The 18,049-nt window shown below is 41.0% G+C and carries 14 protein-coding genes and 1 pseudogene; 5 read left to right on the top strand and 10 right to left on the bottom strand.

Annotated features, from left to right (window positions below):
- The first annotated feature begins 3 nt into the window (after window positions 1–3).
- Together BV375_RS16445 and BV375_RS16440 are read left to right on the top strand one after the other, a co-directional pair.
- Window positions 4–825 (top strand): hypothetical protein, encoded by an 822-nt coding sequence (locus BV375_RS16445; RefSeq protein WP_086762283.1) that lies wholly within the window; start codon window positions 4–6, stop codon window positions 823–825.
- A gap of 137 nt (window positions 826–962) precedes the next feature.
- The gene (locus tag BV375_RS16440) at window positions 963–1,307 is read left to right on the top strand and encodes a hypothetical protein (RefSeq protein ID WP_086762281.1); all 345 of its coding nucleotides are present in this window, start codon (window positions 963–965) and stop codon (window positions 1,305–1,307) included.
- Between the two features lie 212 nt (window positions 1,308–1,519).
- Here the strand turns inward: BV375_RS16440 and BV375_RS16435 are convergent.
- A pseudogene (locus BV375_RS16435) lies at window positions 1,520–1,813 on the bottom strand (sodium:proton antiporter); the annotation flags it as partial.
- Between the two features lie 284 nt (window positions 1,814–2,097).
- Here BV375_RS16435 and BV375_RS16430 point away from each other — a divergent pair.
- Window positions 2,098–3,354: an STM4015 family protein gene (locus BV375_RS16430; protein ID WP_086762279.1), complete on the top strand. Its 1,257-nt coding sequence runs from the start codon at window positions 2,098–2,100 to the stop codon at window positions 3,352–3,354.
- A 120-nt stretch (window positions 3,355–3,474) separates the two neighbouring features.
- Window positions 3,475–3,723 carry a hypothetical protein gene (locus BV375_RS16425; protein ID WP_086762277.1) on the top strand — a complete coding sequence of 83 codons (249 nt, stop codon included), beginning with the start codon at window positions 3,475–3,477 and terminating at the stop codon, window positions 3,721–3,723.
- A 370-nt stretch (window positions 3,724–4,093) separates the two neighbouring features.
- Here BV375_RS16425 and BV375_RS16420 read toward each other — a convergent pair whose 3' ends face one another.
- From BV375_RS16420 to BV375_RS16400, 3 genes are all read right to left on the bottom strand, one after another.
- The gene (locus BV375_RS16420) at window positions 4,094–5,764 is read right to left on the bottom strand and encodes an ABC transporter ATP-binding protein (RefSeq protein ID WP_086762275.1); all 1,671 of its coding nucleotides are present in this window, start codon (window positions 5,762–5,764) and stop codon (window positions 4,094–4,096) included.
- Between the two features lie 135 nt (window positions 5,765–5,899).
- The gene (locus BV375_RS16415) at window positions 5,900–6,340 is read right to left on the bottom strand and encodes a hypothetical protein (RefSeq protein WP_086762273.1); all 441 of its coding nucleotides are present in this window, start codon (window positions 6,338–6,340) and stop codon (window positions 5,900–5,902) included.
- A gap of 2,199 nt (window positions 6,341–8,539) precedes the next feature.
- On the bottom strand, window positions 8,540–8,917 hold the full coding sequence (locus BV375_RS16400) for a response regulator (protein ID WP_086762270.1): 378 nt from the start codon (window positions 8,915–8,917) through the stop codon (window positions 8,540–8,542).
- Window positions 8,918–8,923: 6 nt separating this feature from the next.
- Between BV375_RS16400 and BV375_RS36905 the strand changes: the two genes are divergently transcribed.
- Window positions 8,924–9,088, top strand: a complete 165-nt coding sequence (locus tag BV375_RS36905) for a hypothetical protein (protein ID WP_166507459.1) — start codon at window positions 8,924–8,926, stop codon at window positions 9,086–9,088.
- A gap of 91 nt (window positions 9,089–9,179) precedes the next feature.
- Here BV375_RS36905 and BV375_RS16395 read toward each other — a convergent pair whose 3' ends face one another.
- From BV375_RS16395 to BV375_RS16370, 6 genes are all read right to left on the bottom strand, one after another.
- Window positions 9,180–12,545, bottom strand: a complete 3,366-nt coding sequence (locus tag BV375_RS16395; protein ID WP_086762268.1) for a PAS domain S-box protein — start codon at window positions 12,543–12,545, stop codon at window positions 9,180–9,182.
- 10 nt (window positions 12,546–12,555) lie between these two features.
- Window positions 12,556–14,532, bottom strand: a complete 1,977-nt coding sequence (locus tag BV375_RS16390; RefSeq protein WP_086762266.1) for an ATP-binding protein — start codon at window positions 14,530–14,532, stop codon at window positions 12,556–12,558.
- Entirely contained in the window at window positions 14,519–14,869 is a 351-nt protein-coding gene (locus BV375_RS16385; protein WP_086762264.1) for a hypothetical protein, read from the bottom strand. Before BV375_RS16385 ends, BV375_RS16390 begins: the two co-directional genes overlap by 14 nt.
- A gap of 176 nt (window positions 14,870–15,045) precedes the next feature.
- The gene (locus BV375_RS16380) at window positions 15,046–16,161 is read right to left on the bottom strand and encodes a HAMP domain-containing sensor histidine kinase (protein ID WP_086762570.1); all 1,116 of its coding nucleotides are present in this window, start codon (window positions 16,159–16,161) and stop codon (window positions 15,046–15,048) included.
- 2 nt (window positions 16,162–16,163) lie between these two features.
- Window positions 16,164–16,874, bottom strand: a complete 711-nt coding sequence (locus BV375_RS16375; protein ID WP_086762262.1) for a response regulator transcription factor — start codon at window positions 16,872–16,874, stop codon at window positions 16,164–16,166.
- Window positions 16,875–17,086: 212 nt separating this feature from the next.
- Window positions 17,087–17,797 carry an NYN domain-containing protein gene (locus tag BV375_RS16370; protein ID WP_086762260.1) on the bottom strand — a complete coding sequence of 237 codons (711 nt, stop codon included), beginning with the start codon at window positions 17,795–17,797 and terminating at the stop codon, window positions 17,087–17,089.
- Between the last annotated feature and the right edge of the window lie 252 nt (window positions 17,798–18,049).

The following is an 18,049-nucleotide window of genomic DNA, read 5'->3' as shown; positions in this document are numbered from 1 at the left end:
TAGGTGAAAAAGAATGCCGTTTCGCTAGTGGTTGTGTCGGTAGGGATTCTAACTGCATATATTGGTTTGTTTACGCCTGCCAATATTTATTTCCTCAACTATCGTGAAATGAGCATTACTGGGTGGTTTTATTTAGAAACCATTATCGGTCTAGCATTATATCTTCTTGGGATGTCTACGGCGGCTGTTGTGTTTCAGCAGATGTCTTCCCAATTAGAAATTGAGCCATCGTTTCTGGTGTTAGGTGGCATCATCGGTTTGCTAGTTGGTAGCTTACCCCTCTCTATCAATTTACTAACCCAGAAGTCATACCAATTTATTTCACCCTTTGTTATCTTGCCTGTTTCGGTTGTGCTATCTATTTTAGGCATTCGTATTGCTTGTAAATTACCACGCCCAAAATCTAATTCCCATCAGGGAGTGTTATTATTTAGAACCTTAATCCCGTCTCTAGTTGCTCTACTTGCCTTAACTGTTATCTGGGTTCACAACAGCAGTTTTCCTGGTGTAAAGGCTGGGTCTGTTGTTCGACAGGAATGGGCATACAAAGAATTTAACAACTACAACTCAGTTGTGGACACAATCAAAACTTGTCAGCCTATTATAAAGCGAGTAGGCACCGTGAAATATGCTGCACCGACCCAAGGTAGAAACTATGTTATATATGATTCAGGTAGTTCGGGTCATAGCGGGGAATTTACTTTAGAAGTAGTTGGCTCCAAAGGTATAGGTGTGGCTAACTTTAGCTTTCATCTTGATACTGCGGTTTCGCATGGACAACTTACTTATCAGGGCAGGAAAAAAGAAATAGTCTGTCAAAGCTAAAAGTGAGCTATCTTGCAACAAGTTATTCGATGACCAAAATGATTTACTGTAGGATTAAATCACAATAGCAAGTTAATGCTATAGTGCCAGCACCTCAAAGTTCAACTGAATGCTCTTAGAGCAACCAGAACCAAACTATGCCTAACAAGTTTGACGAAGAGCAATTTCTGCCTGAAGAACCGGAAAAATTTTTTACAACTCAACACCTGAAAGTCTCTCAAAATAGCGACATTGGGCAGGTGTTGATTTGCGAATGTCGCAACTGCTTGTCTGCGCTATCTATTGAAGTGATTTTTCTGACACCGCAAAATTCAAAACCTCGACCAAAAAATAAAGTTGATAATCAGCAGGATGATGGGTTGAAATGTCCTAACTGTGGACGAATTCCCATATTTCTGGAGAACTGTTCTGTCAAATCGCTTGTTCAACTACCTTCCTCACCTTGGCAAGAGCCGCTGAATTTAGACGAAAGCGCTGGATAAGTTCTTTAATTAGAAAAATTCACTTTTTTTTCAGCTAGTCAGAAACCACTCCACCTTGCTTCTGACTACCTATTAATATTTTGTAGGCTGCTGCCGTTTACTTTGCTACTAAATTTGCCTCATCAACTGAGCCAAAAGCGATCGCAATTTACCAGACCTATGAATTGGTAATACAAATTAAATACTCAGCACTTGGTACTCAAGGCTTGTTCTTACTTGCGTTGACTGCTTAATCGCGAGTTAGGCTCTCCCAGTAACATAATTGAGCATTTCAATTCTCTAATTACTTCGGTTTTCACATGGCTAACAGCTAATCCACCTGCTGTGCGATAACGAGTAGAACATAATACTGCTAAATCAAATTTCTGAGCTTCTCGAATGATAACTCTAGCAACATCACCCTTAATTGTTTGAATATTTGTTTTAACTTGTAACTGACTGTTAGCAGCAATATCAGACAATTAAGAGGCAAATTTTTCTACCAAGTTTGGGAGTGTTTTGCGATCGCTCTTGAACAAAGAAAATTCAGAGTTGTATTTAGTGTGAAGGGTAGCGCATTAGGAACGCTAGTAGTAAGCTAGCGATCGCTATATGAGAAAGCTTGTGATCACCATAGAACAATTGTACTATAAACAATAAGATTAGTTTCGACAAGATACCCTTGCTTAATTCCACGCCAGCAAGTGTTGAAGTCTGCACTTGACCGACTATTATGTTATTAAATACACATTAACCTGTAAATATTACGTATTTTTGGAAATGTTAATTAAGAATTAAAAGGTGAAGCGCTATGACAGACAACCAAAATCAACCGAGAAATTATGATGCAGTGCTGGGCGGACAATCTCCGCCTCCTGTGTATGGAGTAGTTTTAGGCGGAATTGAGGGAGTTAAAAATTGCTTATCAAATCCTGTGATTGAAGTGCGAATTGCTGCACTTAGCGAAGCCTTAAAATATGGCGATGCAGGGTTAGATGTAGTAAGACAAGCGTTGCAAGATGAATCAAAATTGGTGCGGCGTTTTGCTTATCGACTATTGCAACACAGAGTGGAACCGCAAGTCATCCAAGCTTTGCAAGCATATAAACCTTGGAACTTGGAAGAAAGATTAAACGAGTATCAAGGGGATAACGTTACTCAATTTGCTAATCGGCAAGTTGTAGAGTTCGATACAAATATAGGTATTACCGAACCTACTAACAAAGCTTACGCCCTGAGATGCGGGTATGATGAAAATGAGGAGGATTTACCGAGTCAACTTAGTAGACTTCTGCAAGAACCCAACGCCCACAAATTAGAAGCTTTAGTGTTGGGTTTGTGGGCGGAAGCATATGAACGTGATTCAAGTGAAATTGTTCAAGCTTTAGTTGATGCAAAACAATATTTAACTAATCTCAAAGCTATTTTCTTTGGCGATATTATTGGCGATGAATGCGAAATTTCTTGGATTCAACAAAGCGATATAAGTCCGATTTTGCAAGCTTATCCCAAACTCGAAATTTTACAAGTTCGTGGTGGTGACGGTTTACAATTTAGTCTACCAGTGCAACATAATCACCTCAAAGCATTAATTGTGGAAACTGGCGGATTAAGTCGAGATACTGTCGCCCAAATTTGTCAGATGAATCTGCCAGCTTTAGAACATTTGGAATTATGGTTCGGTAGGGAAGATTACGGCGGTGACTGTTGGATTGAAGATATACATCCAATTCTTTTTGAAGAAAAATTTCCTAACTTAACTTATCTAGGGTTACGCAATAGCCAATTTACTGATGAAATAGCCAATGCTATTGTGAGTTCTCCAATTATTAATTCTATCAGCGTACTTGACCTATCAATGGGAACGTTGAGTGATGCGGGTGCTGAAGAATTGCTAAATTGTCAGGCTATCAGTTATCTTGACATACTCAATGTGTCAGAAAGCTTTTTATCTCAAGAAGTAATTGAGAAGTTGTCAACTTTAGATGTGCGTGTCTTGGTAAATAATCAGAAACAAGAAGATGAGGATGGCTACATCCACAGTCGCTATTGTTCTGTTGCCGAGTAATTTATAAATAGGTGCTATCATCGTTATTCTCCAACTTGGGAATAAACTCAAGTTAAAATCAGCATTTGTCAATTTATCAAAGTAGCGAATATAACAATATATACAACATATATAAGCGTGATGCTTCGCAAATATAGCATCTATAGCAGGAGGCAGAAGTCTAATAATCCAAATCAACCCAGAAAATATGATGCGGTGCTTGGTGGAGAATTACTACCTCCGGTTACTAGTATCGTTTTGGGAGGACTTGAGGGGGTACAAAATCGATTGAAAAGTTCAGTGGTTGAGGCGCAGGTTGCGGCGCTTTCTGAGGCGTTGAATTATGGAGATGCAGGTTTAGAGATACTGATTCAAGCTCTACATCATTAGTCAGGACAGGTGAGATTATCAGCTTATAATATTTTGCGATCGCGCACCTAATCATCTGTACAACATGCACTGCAAGATTTTAATCCTTGTATCAGAAAGTATGATTCAACGATTGTTACAACTTAACTGCCAGGTGATTGCAGATGAACAGGAAAGCGAGGTGAAAAGAGGTTGTGGCGAATCGCGATACTCTGCTTTGCATGAGTAATATAGGAATTTGATTTAGTTTGTAAAACATATTGTAGGGTAGGCATTACTCACAAAAACTCGGATAAAGTGGACATTGCTCACCCTACAACTACAACTTTATACAGAGTAAAAATAGAAATAGATGATTGTGTCATGCTATCTCAAATTCAAAATTGATTGACTAAGCTCGTGCTAGTAAGGGAGCAGCAGCTAGTAGAGTTTTTGTATAAGGGTGTTGAGGATTGGCAAAAATTTGTTTTGTGGGGCCAAGTTCCACAATTTTGCCCCCATTCATTACTGCAATGCGATCGCATAAAAATCTTGCTAACCAGAGATCGTGAGTAATAAACAAATACGTCAACTCAAATTCTTCTTTTAATTGCAACATCAAATCGAGTACTTGCGACTGCACGCTAGCATCTAACATACTTACGGGTTCATCACAGATTAACAGTTTAGGACGGGTAATTAAAGCACGGGCGATCGCAACTCGTTGCTGTTGTCCTCCAGATAAATCTGACGGATAGCGCTGATAATAAACTTCCGGCGGTATTAAACCGACTTTTTGCAACATCCCCAATACTTCTTGTTTTGCTTTAGCAGCATCGGCAAGATTGTGAATTAATAAAGGATCGCCTATACTTTGCCCCACTGTCATTGCTGGATTGAGACAAGCGTGGGGATCTTGAAATACCATCTGCATTTGCCGCCGTGAAGAACGAATTTCTTGACGTGACAAAGTAGTTAATTCCCGCCCCAAAAACTCAACTTTGCCAGCAGTAGGACGAATTAATTGCAAAATAGTCCGTGAAAGCGTACTTTTACCGCAGCCTGACTCTCCCACTAATCCCAAAATTTCTCCAGGATACAATTCTAAATTAATGCCATCTACGGCTTTAATTGTCTGACTTTGCCCTTTAAATAATCGTTCAATCAAATTCGGTTCTATCGTGTAATGCTGCTTGAGTTCGGTAATACGCAAAATTGGCGATTGTTCTTTGAAGTTTGCTAAGTTATGTTGTTCATCATTGGCAAGGATTAATTCTCCACTCTCATCTACTGCTTGAATATGCAGTGCTGCTTGTAAAAGCGATCGCGTGTATTCATGTTGAGGTTGGCGAAATACTGATTGGGTAGAACCCATTTCTACCATTTTGCCCTTGTACATCACGCCAATGCGATCGCAGTACTCTGCAACCATTGCCAAATCATGGGAAATCAACAGCAACCCCATGTTTTCTTCACCGCATAGCCGCGTTAATTCCTGCAATATTTGGGCGGAAACGGTGACATCTAAACTTGTGGTAGGTTCATCCGCAACAATTAATTTTGGGTTGAGAAGTAAAGCTAAGGCAATTGCAACCCGTTGTCGCATTCCACCGCTAAATTCATGGGGATACTGATTCCACCGACTAGCAGGAATCTTCACCTTTTCTAAAGTGGCGATCGCTTTTTCTTTCGCTTGTCGTGCTGATAATTCTGGTGAGTGTGCCTGAAGTGTTTCTAGACAATGGTTGCCAATGGTCATCAACGGATCGAGGCGTGTCATCGGATCTTGGAAAATCAGCGCTACTACTTCCCCACGAAATTTCCGCATCTGTTGGGGTGTTAAATCAAATACTTTTTGCCCTTGAAATGTTACTAGCCCCTCAACTCGGCTAGATGATGGCAGCAATCGCATCACAGCGCGTCCTAAGGTTGATTTACCACAACCTGACTCTCCTACCAATCCCATCCTTTCACCTGCTTGCAGTGTGAAAGATACATCGTCAACTGCCCAAGTAAGTTCTTCTCCACTAGGCTGAGGATAGGCAACTCGTAGATTTTCGACACAAAATAAGGCTTCACTCATATATTAATTATCAGCCCTGAGCTACTAGTTTTTATAATTGCAAATTTAGGTTAGTCTAGCAGATTAGCAAAATTAGTTTCAGGGCTGATACTCCTGCCTAGTACAGGAATTGTTGGTTTATTTAACTTGCCAAGACTAAGAATAAGGATCGGAGTGTTGTTCTGGTGGGAGTGGTGGTGGTTCAGTCGGTGGTGGTTCGATTGGAGGTGCTTTGACTTGAGTTTGCAAAGCTTTACCAAGTACGTAAGAAGTACTGCTGATACCCAGTAATCCCAAAATCTGATCGGGAATAGCAGTTGGAAACGCTGGTGGTTTGTTACTGGTAATAATCAATACTAAACTCATTGAAATGACAAAGGTAAAGATTAATAGTTGAAAGCGTGCCAGGCTTGCATCACCTGAGCTTTCACTAATTAACATATCGAGATTAATTCCTCTTCTTTTATCAGGCTTGTAATTCCAAGTACCTTCCCAAATAAATATGAGAATGAATATTTCTAAAACTGCCACAAAAATAGTAATAGCACAACCGATAACCAGCGCCAGGATTACAAAAAGATCGTTAATGTTAAGCACGCTCTGACCTCCGTTCTTTAAGAATTGAAGATAACTTAGCCCAAAGATAAGCAAAGTTACTTCCTCCTAATGCAAACAGAAATTCTGTTCGGATTCTTGGCAGACTACACGGAATATTGGAAGTTTTGCATAAATTCAAGTTATGTCTAACATCAAATAGGTAGTAAACAACGAATATCAAACTAAATATCAATAGCTGCAATCGCTCTGGGCTATATTTGTGATTACCTGTCTTGTCATACAATAATCCTCTCAGATTTATTTTCTTTTTGAATATGAGAAAAAAAATAGAAGACATCAAGCCTACAAGAAATAGCCAAATCTCAACTTGAATAAATTTAGATAAGGCATTAAATCCCCATTGTGCTTCCAAAATTTAGCCTCCATGTTAGATATTTTGCTGTTGCAATCACTGCTAAGACAGTCAATATACTAAGGGTTGATTTATTTTTATACAATAGGTAATATAAAACTTATTTTTAGATAAATTAAGTTAGTCTTTCTTAAATATTATTCATTTAAAATTGATATAAAGAAATAATACAAAATAATTGCGATCGCCTACGCTAGAGGGCTTTATCTCTTAATTAAACTGCTTCGTAATACAACAAGCTTTTAAAAGATAGATAGTAGTTTAATCTTTTTTTAATTCCAGCTTTATCCGGTTACTGCAATACTTATACATATTTGCAGTATGTTGTTTCTTGACTCATCTTTCATAGCTCAAGCCAAATTTACCTAATATCTATCCCCCAAATAGTATGAGATGCTAAAAGCGAAAATTGCTAAGAGCAAAGGAATCACTGTGCTCAATTCCATTTTTCGTTGTTTTAGCATTTCTAAACAAGATATGGGAATCATCAGCGGCCAGAAGATAGTAGCAATCAAAAATATGACAAAAGATAAAAATTTGTCTTCTGGAGAAGAGGTAGGATGACGAAGGGAAAACACTAACCAATTACCAAAAAAATAGCACGAGATAAGTAGGTAACTGATAACTACAGGTAATTGTATTTGATTCACTGCCAACACTCCTTCAGCTAATACAGCAAGACGTAAATAAATTACCCAATGGAAATGTCTGAAAACCTTTATAAAAAGGTAATTAAGAATTAGTAACTGATAAGCGGATTGTATGTAGATAGAATACGCTACTATAGATCGTTATACCAATTCCTTACATCTTAAATCCCTAATTATTCTGCTACCTACCTTGTAGCGACCTGAAGGAGAAACACTTCATTTAGTTAAAAGACAAGTATTAATTTTAATAATCTGATATTAAAGAGATATTTTTCTATAAAATAAATATTAAACTAAGCCAGAAAATATGCAACCTAGTAATTTCACTTAATAAATATCACTCCGATGTCAGGAGTTGGAATAGCCACGCAGTCAAGATTGATAGACACATGAATAGTGGCCTGTCATAGTTGGTAGTAATGAGTATCAAAAGTATACAAAACTTTTTACGCTTGCATTGTGATTAACTTAGTCTTGAGAATTATTGTGAGGAAACAGATAAGCGATCGCAGCACAACCAGAGACAGTTACTAAGCTAACCAAAAATGCAGCCAAGATAAAAGTAGACATATCAATAATTAGTTTTTTGTATTTGTATAGCAATTACGCAATGTCTGTCATTTGATGCCATGACCGAACACAGACATAGTGTAAGACTCTGATTATTTACAGTGATATGTCTGATTAAGAGCTGCTGCCTACAACGTAAAGTAAGCTGGTCCTAGGCTCAGAATCATAGTCCAATGTGAAACGATCCTTCATATTTCAACATTCATTAGGAAAACTATATATTTCTGATTTTTAAGCTAACAATTGGATATGACACAGCCATGACTACCTTGTGTCAATCTATTGTATATGTATCAATTTGTACTAGTCATTAACTAGGCAAACTGCACAAATACTTTTGTGATAGTTATCCTACTAAGCTCATGGTGCATATTTTTGATTTTGGAAAAAAAGCGCCAATTCTTCTACCCTACTGCTCTCAACACAGGAACTTCGGTAACTAACAGCTGATTTTGGGTGTAAGAGCGATCGCCCATTTGTGACAGCGAATTTCAAGTTAGTGAAGTACAGATCATCAACCCCAAACCCAGGCATCAAGCCTGTTTTACTTCTGAATTTTGGATTCTGGCATCTTGATTCTGCTGTCAGTCTCAATAAAAGCTTTTTTCAAAAGCCCAACACCTGCATTGATTTTTCCAGCACTTCCTTTGGGCGAAATGGTTTAGTTAGATAGAGGTCAGCACCAACATCAATTCCTTTTTGTTTATCAAATTCCTGTCCCTTAGCTGTTAACATCACGATGTACACGTTGCTCATTTGCAGGTCGTGTTTAACAGTATGGCAAACTTCTAGACCATTCATTTTAGGCATCATCACATCGAGAAAAACCAGGTTTGGTTTTTCAGTTTTAATCGTTTCAAGAGCTTCTTCTCCATTTCTAGCAGTTAAAAGTTCAACTCCCTCGTCTTCTAATGCTTCTAGAGCTTGTTCCATCAAAGTCACGATATTCGGTTCGTCGTCAACAATCAGAATTTTCTGAGTCATACAATTTTGGATTTTGGATTTTGCGAAAAGTTTGCCAGTACGTTGGATGGGTTTCTAAGGCAGTCCGGTGAGTCCGGTACAGCCGAAGGTTTACCCGCAGAAGGAACTGCCGAAAGGGTTTCCCACGCCAGTCCGCACAACGGAGGAAACCCCCGCAAGCGGCTGGCTTGACTTGAGCGAACTTGAACAAGACAGATTTTGGATTGGAAAGAGGAAAGTATCAAGTATAAAATTTAATATTTCATCTTCTGACCTTCTTGCATTAGCGATCGGACAGCATAATGAAGAATACATTTTCTAACTCCTTTTCAAACCTGAGAGTCTTTACCAAGTCGGCTTCTTGAGAAAAGATAGAATCGATAATGATCATGTCAGGTTTGGCTGAGAGGGCTTTATTAATGCACTCCTGGGGATTGGAGGCTTCAATTACGCTATATCCTTGAGTTTGCAGTACATCGGATATAGTTTTTAATGTTGATGCATTTTTATCTACAACCAACACCTTTTTACTGGAAGTACCCTGAGAAAGCAGTGAGCCAATTTCATTACGGAGTTGCTCCTTATTGATGGGCTTGGTGAGATAGCGATCAATGCCAATGTGATAGCCCCGTTCCTTATTTTCCACAATTGACAGAATAATTATCGGAATATCTGCGGTATGAGGATCGTTTTTGAGAACTGCTGCCACGTCAAAGCCGTTGATTTGGGGCATCATCACATCCAAGAGAATTAAATCGGGACGGTTTGTTTTGATTTGATGAATTGCATCCATACCGTCTTTTGCTTCCCGAACGTTATAGCCTTCGTTTTCTAATTGTTGACGGAGCAGTTCCCGAATATTGACATCATCATCCACTACCAGAATAGTTTTGCGGTTTTCGTTCAGCACAGCGTTTGTGGTGATGACGTGTTCTTTAAGTTGTTTTACTAACGCATCCAGATTCAGATTGGTATTGGCTTTGTGCTCGCTGGTGAAAGTAGGAATGAGGAACGAGAATGTGCTGCCTTTGCCTGGTTCACTCTCCACCCAGATTCTACCGCCGTGATGATCGACAATTTGTTTGCAGATGGGCAACCCTAAGCCTGTGCCTTTGGGTTTGTCGGTAAGGGTGTCGCCAACTTGGCGGAATTTCTCAAATACTTTGGGCTGGTCTTCAAGTGCAATGCCTATACCTGTGTCGATGATACTGATGCAAACCCCATCATTCCTTTGTTTGATGCGACAAGTGACAGAACCAGATTTAGTAAACTTAACGGCATTAGAAATCAAGTTGATCAAGACTTGCAACAAACGGTTGCGATCGCCTACTATTTGCGGCAGTCCTGGTTCAATCTCGCTGACCAACTGCAAGCCATTAGTTTCAAACAACGCGAATGTGGAAGTGGTTGCCCAATCCAGTAACTCGCTGGGGTCGAGAGGCTGCATCTGCCATTCGACCTTACCTGCTTCCATCTTGGCGATGTCTAAAACATCGTTAATCAAAGATGTCAGCCGTTCTGCTTCTGACACAATGATGGTGAGATTGTCAGCTACCCGCTTAATTGTTTTCTGAAGCTTGCGGTCTTCGGTCGAAATCATCGGAAAAACATCAGTTTCCAGTTTTTCTTTAATAATGGAGGCAAAACCGAGAACAGAAGTTAGCGGTGTTCGCAGTTCGTGGGACACTGTGGAGATGAAGTCCGTCTTCATCTTGTCAACTTCTTTTTCCGCCGTTATATCCCGAATTAATAACGCCGAACCGAAGCAAGCAGCGGGTTCGTTGTCTACCGCTTTCTTGAAGATAGCGGTCGCTACTGCCTGACCAATGCGTTCTTTTGCCAGTGCAATTTCGGCAGCGAACACCTCTTGGGGATGGGACTGGGTTTGTTCAATCAGATTGGCTAAACCGGATATCGGCAGTTCTTGGTAGTGCCCGTTGATGGCGGTGGCTGTCAATCCATGCATAGCTATAAAGGCAGGATTGAAGTGAGTGATTTGTCCGGTGATATCTGTCACTAATAAACCATCCGCTAAGTTATCCAAAATCGCATTTAAACCCTGCGCTTCTGCTAAGGTATTTTGCAGGGCAGCCGTTCGTTCTGCAACTCTGGCTTCCAATTCTTGATTTAGTTGCCGCAGAGCGATTTCTGCTTGCTTCCGGGCAGTAATATCAGTATTGATTTCCAGTATGGCGCTGGGCTGACCATCGATATCTCGTTGCAATGTCCAGCGGCTCTGTACAGTAATCTGGATGCCATCATGGGTGAGGTGTTCTACTTCTCCTTCCCAATTTCCTTGTTCTAATAACTCAGCTACGATTAATTCCTTCGGTTTGGGAAAGGTTTTTTTGATAAATTTGTAAATGTATTGGTCTTTAACTTCTTCACGCGTCCAACTGTAGAGCCTTTCAGCACCTTGATTCCAATACAGGATTTTGTCGCTCATGTCACGTACAATGATGGCATCGCTAGAATGATTCAACATATCCAATAAACGTTGATTTTCAGCTTCTGCCAGCTTGCGATCGTGAATATCAGTACAGGTGCCAATCCACTCGCGAATGCTACCGTCTTCTTCTAAGACAGGGGCACCACAAACTGAGAAGTAGCGGTAGATGCCATCCTTGCCACGTAGCCGATATTCGGTTTCATAGATACCTCGGTTAGCTACAGCCGTACTCCAGGCTTCAAAGGAATGGGGACGATCGTCGGGGTGAATCGGATCGATCCAGCCCCAACCAGCAACTTCCTCTTCAGTCTGACCTGTGTAGGCGATCCAGGTGAGCATTTCACTACTTATCCCCAATCCTTCGGAAGTAGCCCCCCAGACAATTTGTGATGTGGCAGTCACTAAAGAGCTATATCGTTCTTTAAGTCGCTGATTCTCAGCTTCTGCTAGCTTGCGATCGTGAATATCAGTACAGGTGCCAATCCACTCCCGCACGCTACCATCTTCTTCAATCACAGGGGCACCCCAGACCCAAAAGTACCGATAGTTGCCATCCTTGCCACGAATTCGGTATTCAATTTGATACATACTTAGGTTTGCTACGGCAACACCCCAGGCTTCTCCGGTGTAGCCACGATCATCGGGATGAACGGCATCAATCCAACCTCCATTCTCAGCTTCAGCTAAAGTTTGCCCTGTGTATGCTATCCAGTCTTTCAATTCAAAGCAAATTCCTTCTGGTGTACTGACCCAGATAATTTGCGTGTTAGTTTTCACCAGAGAGCGGTATCTTGCTTCGCTCTGTTTCAAGATTTTTTCGGATTGTTGGCGTTCTAGGTGAGCACGCCTGAGGTCGCTGATGTCCTCCACACTCGACCAGAGCAATCGCTCTCCATCCTTCTCAATTATCTGTCCGGAGACTCTAACAGGAACTAAGTGCCCGTCTTTGTGAATGTATTCCTGCTCATCAGGCCCGTAGCGACCAGTCCGTTCTAAGTTCTCTAGTATGGCTTGCTTGAGCGCATAGTTTTCAGAAGTTAGCTGCCAGTAGCTAAGGTTTAGGGTTTCCGGGACAGTACGCCCCAAAATCGCAGCATAGGCAGGGTTGATATCAATCAGCGTCCCATCCATCCGGCAAAGTACCAGACCAACGGGGCATTTTTCCAATAACTGACGATTGTATTCCTCTTGGCTAGACATGGTTATTTCCTTATTGGTGTAGTTGGCTAGAATGAGGACAACAGAACCAGGACAACAAGGTAGCGTAAAGTTTTAAAGAAATGGGATGGCGTTGGAACATGTAGTAAATTTGAGCTGGTGATGCAGCACTAACCTCTGGATTCTGCTGGGAAAGTCGTCGCAGCAGTTGAGTATGACGTAGTAGCAACTCCGTCGGTTTGAGCATTGGAGTTGATGAGGGAATGAAGCCGTCTGCATCGGGAGTGGGGGATGACTCAGTTGTGGAGATTGGCGGGGCGAGCGCAAGGGTAGAAATCGTACTACTCTGCTCTTCAACAGCTTCCACCATTGAACAATTCACCGGAATCTGAATCCAGAATTCTGTACCTTTACCTGGTTGAGAACGACACTTGAGAATTCCCTGGTGTTTTTCCACAACAATTTGGTGGCTAATTGCCATGCCTAACCCGGTTCCTTTGCCAATTTCTTTGGTGGTAAAGAAAGGGTCATAAATGCGTCGGATTACTTCCTCCTTCATGCCTGGGCCATTGTCGGCAATCCGAATCACAATCTGCTGATTGTCGAGGAATTCGGTGCGAATGGTAATCATTGGAAGTGTCATTGAGGAATCGCCAATAACTGATGACTCTTCTAAAGCATCAATAGCATTTACCAAGATGTTCATAAACACCTGATTCAACTGTCCTGGGTAGCATTCAATTAGGGGAAGTTCTGCATAGTCTTTGACGATTTCAATTTCCGGACGGCGAATAGCTGCTTTCAGGCGATGGCGCAGAATCATCAACGTACCATCGATGCCATCGTGAATGTTGACGGCTTTCATTCGGGATTCATCATGGCGAGAGAAGTTTTTCAGGGATTGGACAATTTCCACAATGCGATCGCTGCCTACTTTCATCGAATCCAGCAGTTTAGGGAGATCCTCCATAATAAATTCCAAATCGATACTGTCTAGCTCTGATTCCAGATCTGGCGGAGTCACAGATAGGAATTTCTGATACTCTTGCAGCAGGTGCAACAAGTCTTTGGAGTAATCGGCAACATACCTTAAGTTGCCGCAAATGAAATTCACTGGGTTGTTGATTTCGTGAGCAACTCCGGCAATGAGTTGCCCCAAACTCGACATTTTCTCACTTTGAATTAACTGGGTTTGTGCCAGTTGTAAATCATGCAGAGCTTGCTGAAGCTTTTCGGTCTGGGCTTTTGCTTGGGCGGTTGCATCAATGCTTTGTTCGTAAAGCAAAGCTTTTTCAATGGCGATCGCAGTTTGTGAGGCAAAGATACTCACGAGTTTGAGGTGTTCAGCCTTGTAGGCATCAGTTTTGGGCGTTCCAATAGCGATCGCTCCCAGTACTCGCTCCTTTGCTCTCAACGGTACACAAATTAGAGCATTAATGTTTTTTTGACCTGATAATCGTGGATCGGCTTGCACATCATTGACGAGTTCTGCCCGACCAGATTGCACAATGTCGCCAATAAGACCCTTACCTGGTTCGGGCTGATTTTGGTCAAAAAACTCTCCAAATTCGCCAATGATTTCAAATGCAGTTCCATCTGAACTGAGGAGTAGAATCATTCCCGCAGACGATTCCATCAATTGACTTATTTCCTGAAGCACGAGTTGGGCAATCTGTCGTGTATCCAAGCTTGTTGTCAGTTGAGTCGAAATATCCTGAAACAAATCAATTTCCTGGTATCTCTCCAGTAGTTCTTTAGCGAGTTCTTTCTTTTCAGCTTCCTGTTTTGCCAAAAATGAGAGCAAGTCCGCTAGTAGAGTTGCCCGTTCTTCCCCAACAACCCAACCGATGATTTCTCCTGATACCTGGATGGGATAGCGGTTTTCTGATGTTTGCTTTCCCATACTGATCAGCTTCGTGCCATCTACCAGTTCAACACTAATTGCAATGTTGAGATGAGATATTAAGTTTTGCAATAGAAACGGCAATTCTTTTTTATTGAGAATCCTTCTGAGGTTAACTGCGGACATGAAACACCTCATCTAGAGCAGGTTGCAGATTAACCGCATCCAAAATAATCGAGTTATTGGTTTCGTTTGCCACCCCTGTCACTAAGTTTTTTAAAAGGAATATTATCTTTGTTTGTACTCGTTGCGGTCTTATCTGTTGATCAATCTGTGCATTTTTTAGAGAAATGCGATCGCTACTAAAAGCTTCTGTAGACTGTTTGATGACAAAAAGGAATTGGTGAGAATCGCAAACAGCCCGATCAACTTCTTCGGTGATTTGATAGTCGCAAATCTGAACAGTTGCTTCAGCATAGCTATCCGTTCGCCTAGCATCTCTAGAAAACAGAGGAATTCTCATAAAAGTCTAGGAATAAACTAATTTATTAATTAAGACTAGTTTTCCCAGAAACGTTGGAGGCGTAACGGTAAAATTAAGCAGCAACAAATAATCTTTAAACTCAGCGTTAAAGCTTGCTTGTATGCATACATAATCGAATTTGCCAAAAATTTATAGGAAGTTGGTCAATTAAGCGATTAAGCCAAAGGCAAAGAAAATTGAAACTTACTGCCCGATCCTTTATTGCTTTCAACTTGAATCTGACCGCTTTGTAGTTCAACTAAGCGCTTAGAAATAGTTAAACCAATACCTGTTCCCCCAGAATGACGCGCGCGGGAGGAGTCAGCACGCCAAAAGCGTTCAAATACGTGGGGTAGATCTTCTGGAGCGATACCAATACCAGTATCCACTACAGCAATCCAGAGTTGGGATGAGTCGGCCCAAACACGAATAGTAATTGACCCTTTGGTAGTATAACGAACTGCATTACCTAGTAGATTCACTAGTACTTGTTCTGTACGATCCAAATCCGCCAAAACAAAAGGCAATGAAGATGGACATTCCAAACGCAGAACTGGGCCGTCTTCTAATAACTGATCTGTAAATTTTTCTACTAATGACTCTAACAAAGGGCGTAAATTTACGCGCTGTATATTAATCGCTAAATAACCAGCCTCTGCCTTAGATAGTTCTTGCAAATCGTTGACTAAACGCTCTAAGCGCTTAGTTTCTTTTGCTAGCCGTCGATAAACATCAGGAGATGGTTCAATTTCCCCATCAGCTAATTGTTCTAAGTAACCGCGTACAACTGTTAGAGGTGTTCGCAGCTCATGGGTCATGTCTCCAATCAGTTCCCGCCGCCGCGCTTCCACTCCTTCTATACTGGCTGCCATGCGGTTAAAACTTGCACCTAGTTGGTTAATTTCTGGAATATCAGACATCGGTAGCCGTGCTTCAAAATGTCCCGCCGCAAACTGTCGGGTAATTTGTTCCATCTCAGTCAATCCCTGCATAATCCGTTTCGATACCCAGTAACTCAATCCGCCAGCAGCGGTGGTGCCAACTATCACCGACCAGATAGTGCTTCGTCGCCAAGCTGTTTCAAATCCTTGTACCAATTCAGTACGGATATCAATCAAATCCAACCCTTCATTTTCCAGTCGTTCCAAGTGAAGCACAAAGAAACGGGGAGAAGAGATTTTACTGATAATTACCAGGCTAAAGACCCCCACTATCATCACTACCAAGTGGGAGAATAATAGGCGCGATGCTAAAGGCAAGGACTTCGTCCAACGCCAGCCTTTTTTCATAATCTTCACGCCATAGTGGAGTCATCAAATTTATAGCCTACTCCTACCACAGTTTTAATAAAAGTAGGGTTAGCAGGATCAGGCTCAATTTTTTTACGCAACCTAGCTATGTGAGTATCGACTACGCGCTCATCACCAAAAAAGTTATCACCCCAAAGTTTATCAATTAGTTGGGTGCGGTTCCAAACTCGACCAGGATTGCTCACAAAGGTACTTAACAAGTTAAATTCTAAGGTTGTTAAGTCCAACATTTCCGGTGGCTGAGAATCTAACTGGCGACTGGCAGTACGCTGGTCTATATCTACAATAAAGTGTTGGCTGCGATTAACTTGATGTTGTCCACCTTGGCGGAGGCTACGGCGTAACAAGGCCCGCACTCTCGCAACTAGTTCTCTAGGGCTGAAGGGCTTGACCATGTAATCATCAGCACCAGTAGATAAGCCAATCACGCGATCTATTTCCTCACCTTTAGCCGTCAGCATCAAAATATAAGGATCTTTTGCACCTGGTTTTTGGCGAATTCTGGCACAAACCTCTAGCCCATCCAAACCAGGGATCATTAGGTCTAAAATGATTAAATCTGGTGGTAGCTCTTGAAACATCCGCAAGGCATTTATACCATCACGGCTAATCCGGCAGACAAATCCTTCTTTTTCTAAAGAAAGTTGGATTAATTGAGCAATTTCTGGTTCATCCTCAACAATTAAAATATCCATGTCAATACAGGGAGAGCAGAATACGCAGAGTTATTTCCTGGCTTGTAATTTTACTCTAGAAACTTGCTGCCAGTATGCCAGTAGCCAACTAACAGTCATTGTGTAAGTTGTAAGACTGTACTTGCAGAGTATACACCCAACGCAATGACCAATGAGTAATAACAACGCTCAAGAAATTGATTTACTTTATCTCATGGATATACTATTTAAATTTAAACACCAGAATTTGACAGAGTACGATAATTGTAGCCAAACTTAGAATCCTTTTGGATGTATTGTTTAATGCTATCTAGATCAAGAAAATAGTCAGCTACATCAATTAAGCTATCGCTGGTTATTGTCCGTAAACTGATAACTTCTACCCGGACTCCTGTGCTGCTAACAGCATTCACTGCATAAGCTAAATCTCCATCTCCACTTACTAAGACCGCTGTATCATAGTAAGGAGACAAGTTAATCATATCTACAGCAATTTCTACATTCAAATTAGCTTTTTTATAATTCTCGGAAGGTTGGAATTCTTTAGTAACCACACGATAGCCATTACGACGCATCCAGAAGAGAAAACCTTGTTGCTTTTCATGGGAACGTAGACGAATAGCAGGCGGTCGTGAGATATCAATTCCCGTATAGAAAAAGGCGCGCAACAGCCGCGAGTTTTCGGTTAAACAACAAAGTAATTTCAGATAATCAATTTCTAAACTTAATTGTAAAGCTGCATGAAATAGGTTTATGCCATCAATAAAAATTGCTACTCTACCACGATGAATGCCTTGGAAAAGTAAACTTGATACCGCAGAATCTTGTTGTTTGATTTCTTCAGCTTCGTTACCATGATTCATTAGCTGTTGTCCTTGCCAAGTTGTCTCTTCCTTCAGGGGTTTATCTTTATTTTTTTCTTTCGTAAATGTATTCATATTCATTGTTTGATGCCTCTAGATTTTCTATCACAAAGGGTTCTTGGGCAAATTAGCACTAAAGACTCTGTGCTGATTTATTAGCCTAGCAGGAAATACCATGCTGTTAATTGCTGCTAATAAACCGCACTGCTGTTGATTGTACAGATTTCAAAATGACAAGCCTGAGTTTTTGACTTGTGTCGAGACAGATTTATCGAAATATCCCCAATATTTATACATAGACCACTATTAACCCAATACTGCTAACTGTTGGCT

Source organism: Nostoc sp. 106C (assembly GCF_002154725.1).
GTDB lineage: Bacteria > Cyanobacteriota > Cyanobacteriia > Cyanobacteriales > Nostocaceae > Aulosira.
This window is presented reverse-complemented; position numbering and strand designations above follow the sequence as displayed.

Coding starts and splice junctions, on each gene's coding strand:
- BV375_RS16390 (WP_086762266.1), bottom strand. CDS start 14,532: ATGTCCGCAGTTAACCTCAGAAGGATTCTCAATAAAAAAGAATTGCCG.
- BV375_RS16420 (WP_086762275.1), bottom strand. CDS start 5,764: ATGAGTGAAGCCTTATTTTGTGTCGAAAATCTACGAGTTGCCTATCCT.
- BV375_RS16400 (WP_086762270.1), bottom strand. CDS start 8,917: ATGACTCAGAAAATTCTGATTGTTGACGACGAACCGAATATCGTGACT.
- BV375_RS16370 (WP_086762260.1), bottom strand. CDS start 17,797: ATGAATATGAATACATTTACGAAAGAAAAAAATAAAGATAAACCCCTG.
- BV375_RS16425 (WP_086762277.1), top strand. CDS start 3,475: ATGCTTCGCAAATATAGCATCTATAGCAGGAGGCAGAAGTCTAATAAT.
- BV375_RS16375 (WP_086762262.1), bottom strand. CDS start 16,874: ATGGATATTTTAATTGTTGAGGATGAACCAGAAATTGCTCAATTAATC.
- BV375_RS16395 (WP_086762268.1), bottom strand. CDS start 12,545: ATGTCTAGCCAAGAGGAATACAATCGTCAGTTATTGGAAAAATGCCCC.
- BV375_RS16430 (WP_086762279.1), top strand. CDS start 2,098: ATGACAGACAACCAAAATCAACCGAGAAATTATGATGCAGTGCTGGGC.
- BV375_RS16440 (WP_086762281.1), top strand. CDS start 963: ATGCCTAACAAGTTTGACGAAGAGCAATTTCTGCCTGAAGAACCGGAA.
- BV375_RS16385 (WP_086762264.1), bottom strand. CDS start 14,869: ATGAGAATTCCTCTGTTTTCTAGAGATGCTAGGCGAACGGATAGCTAT.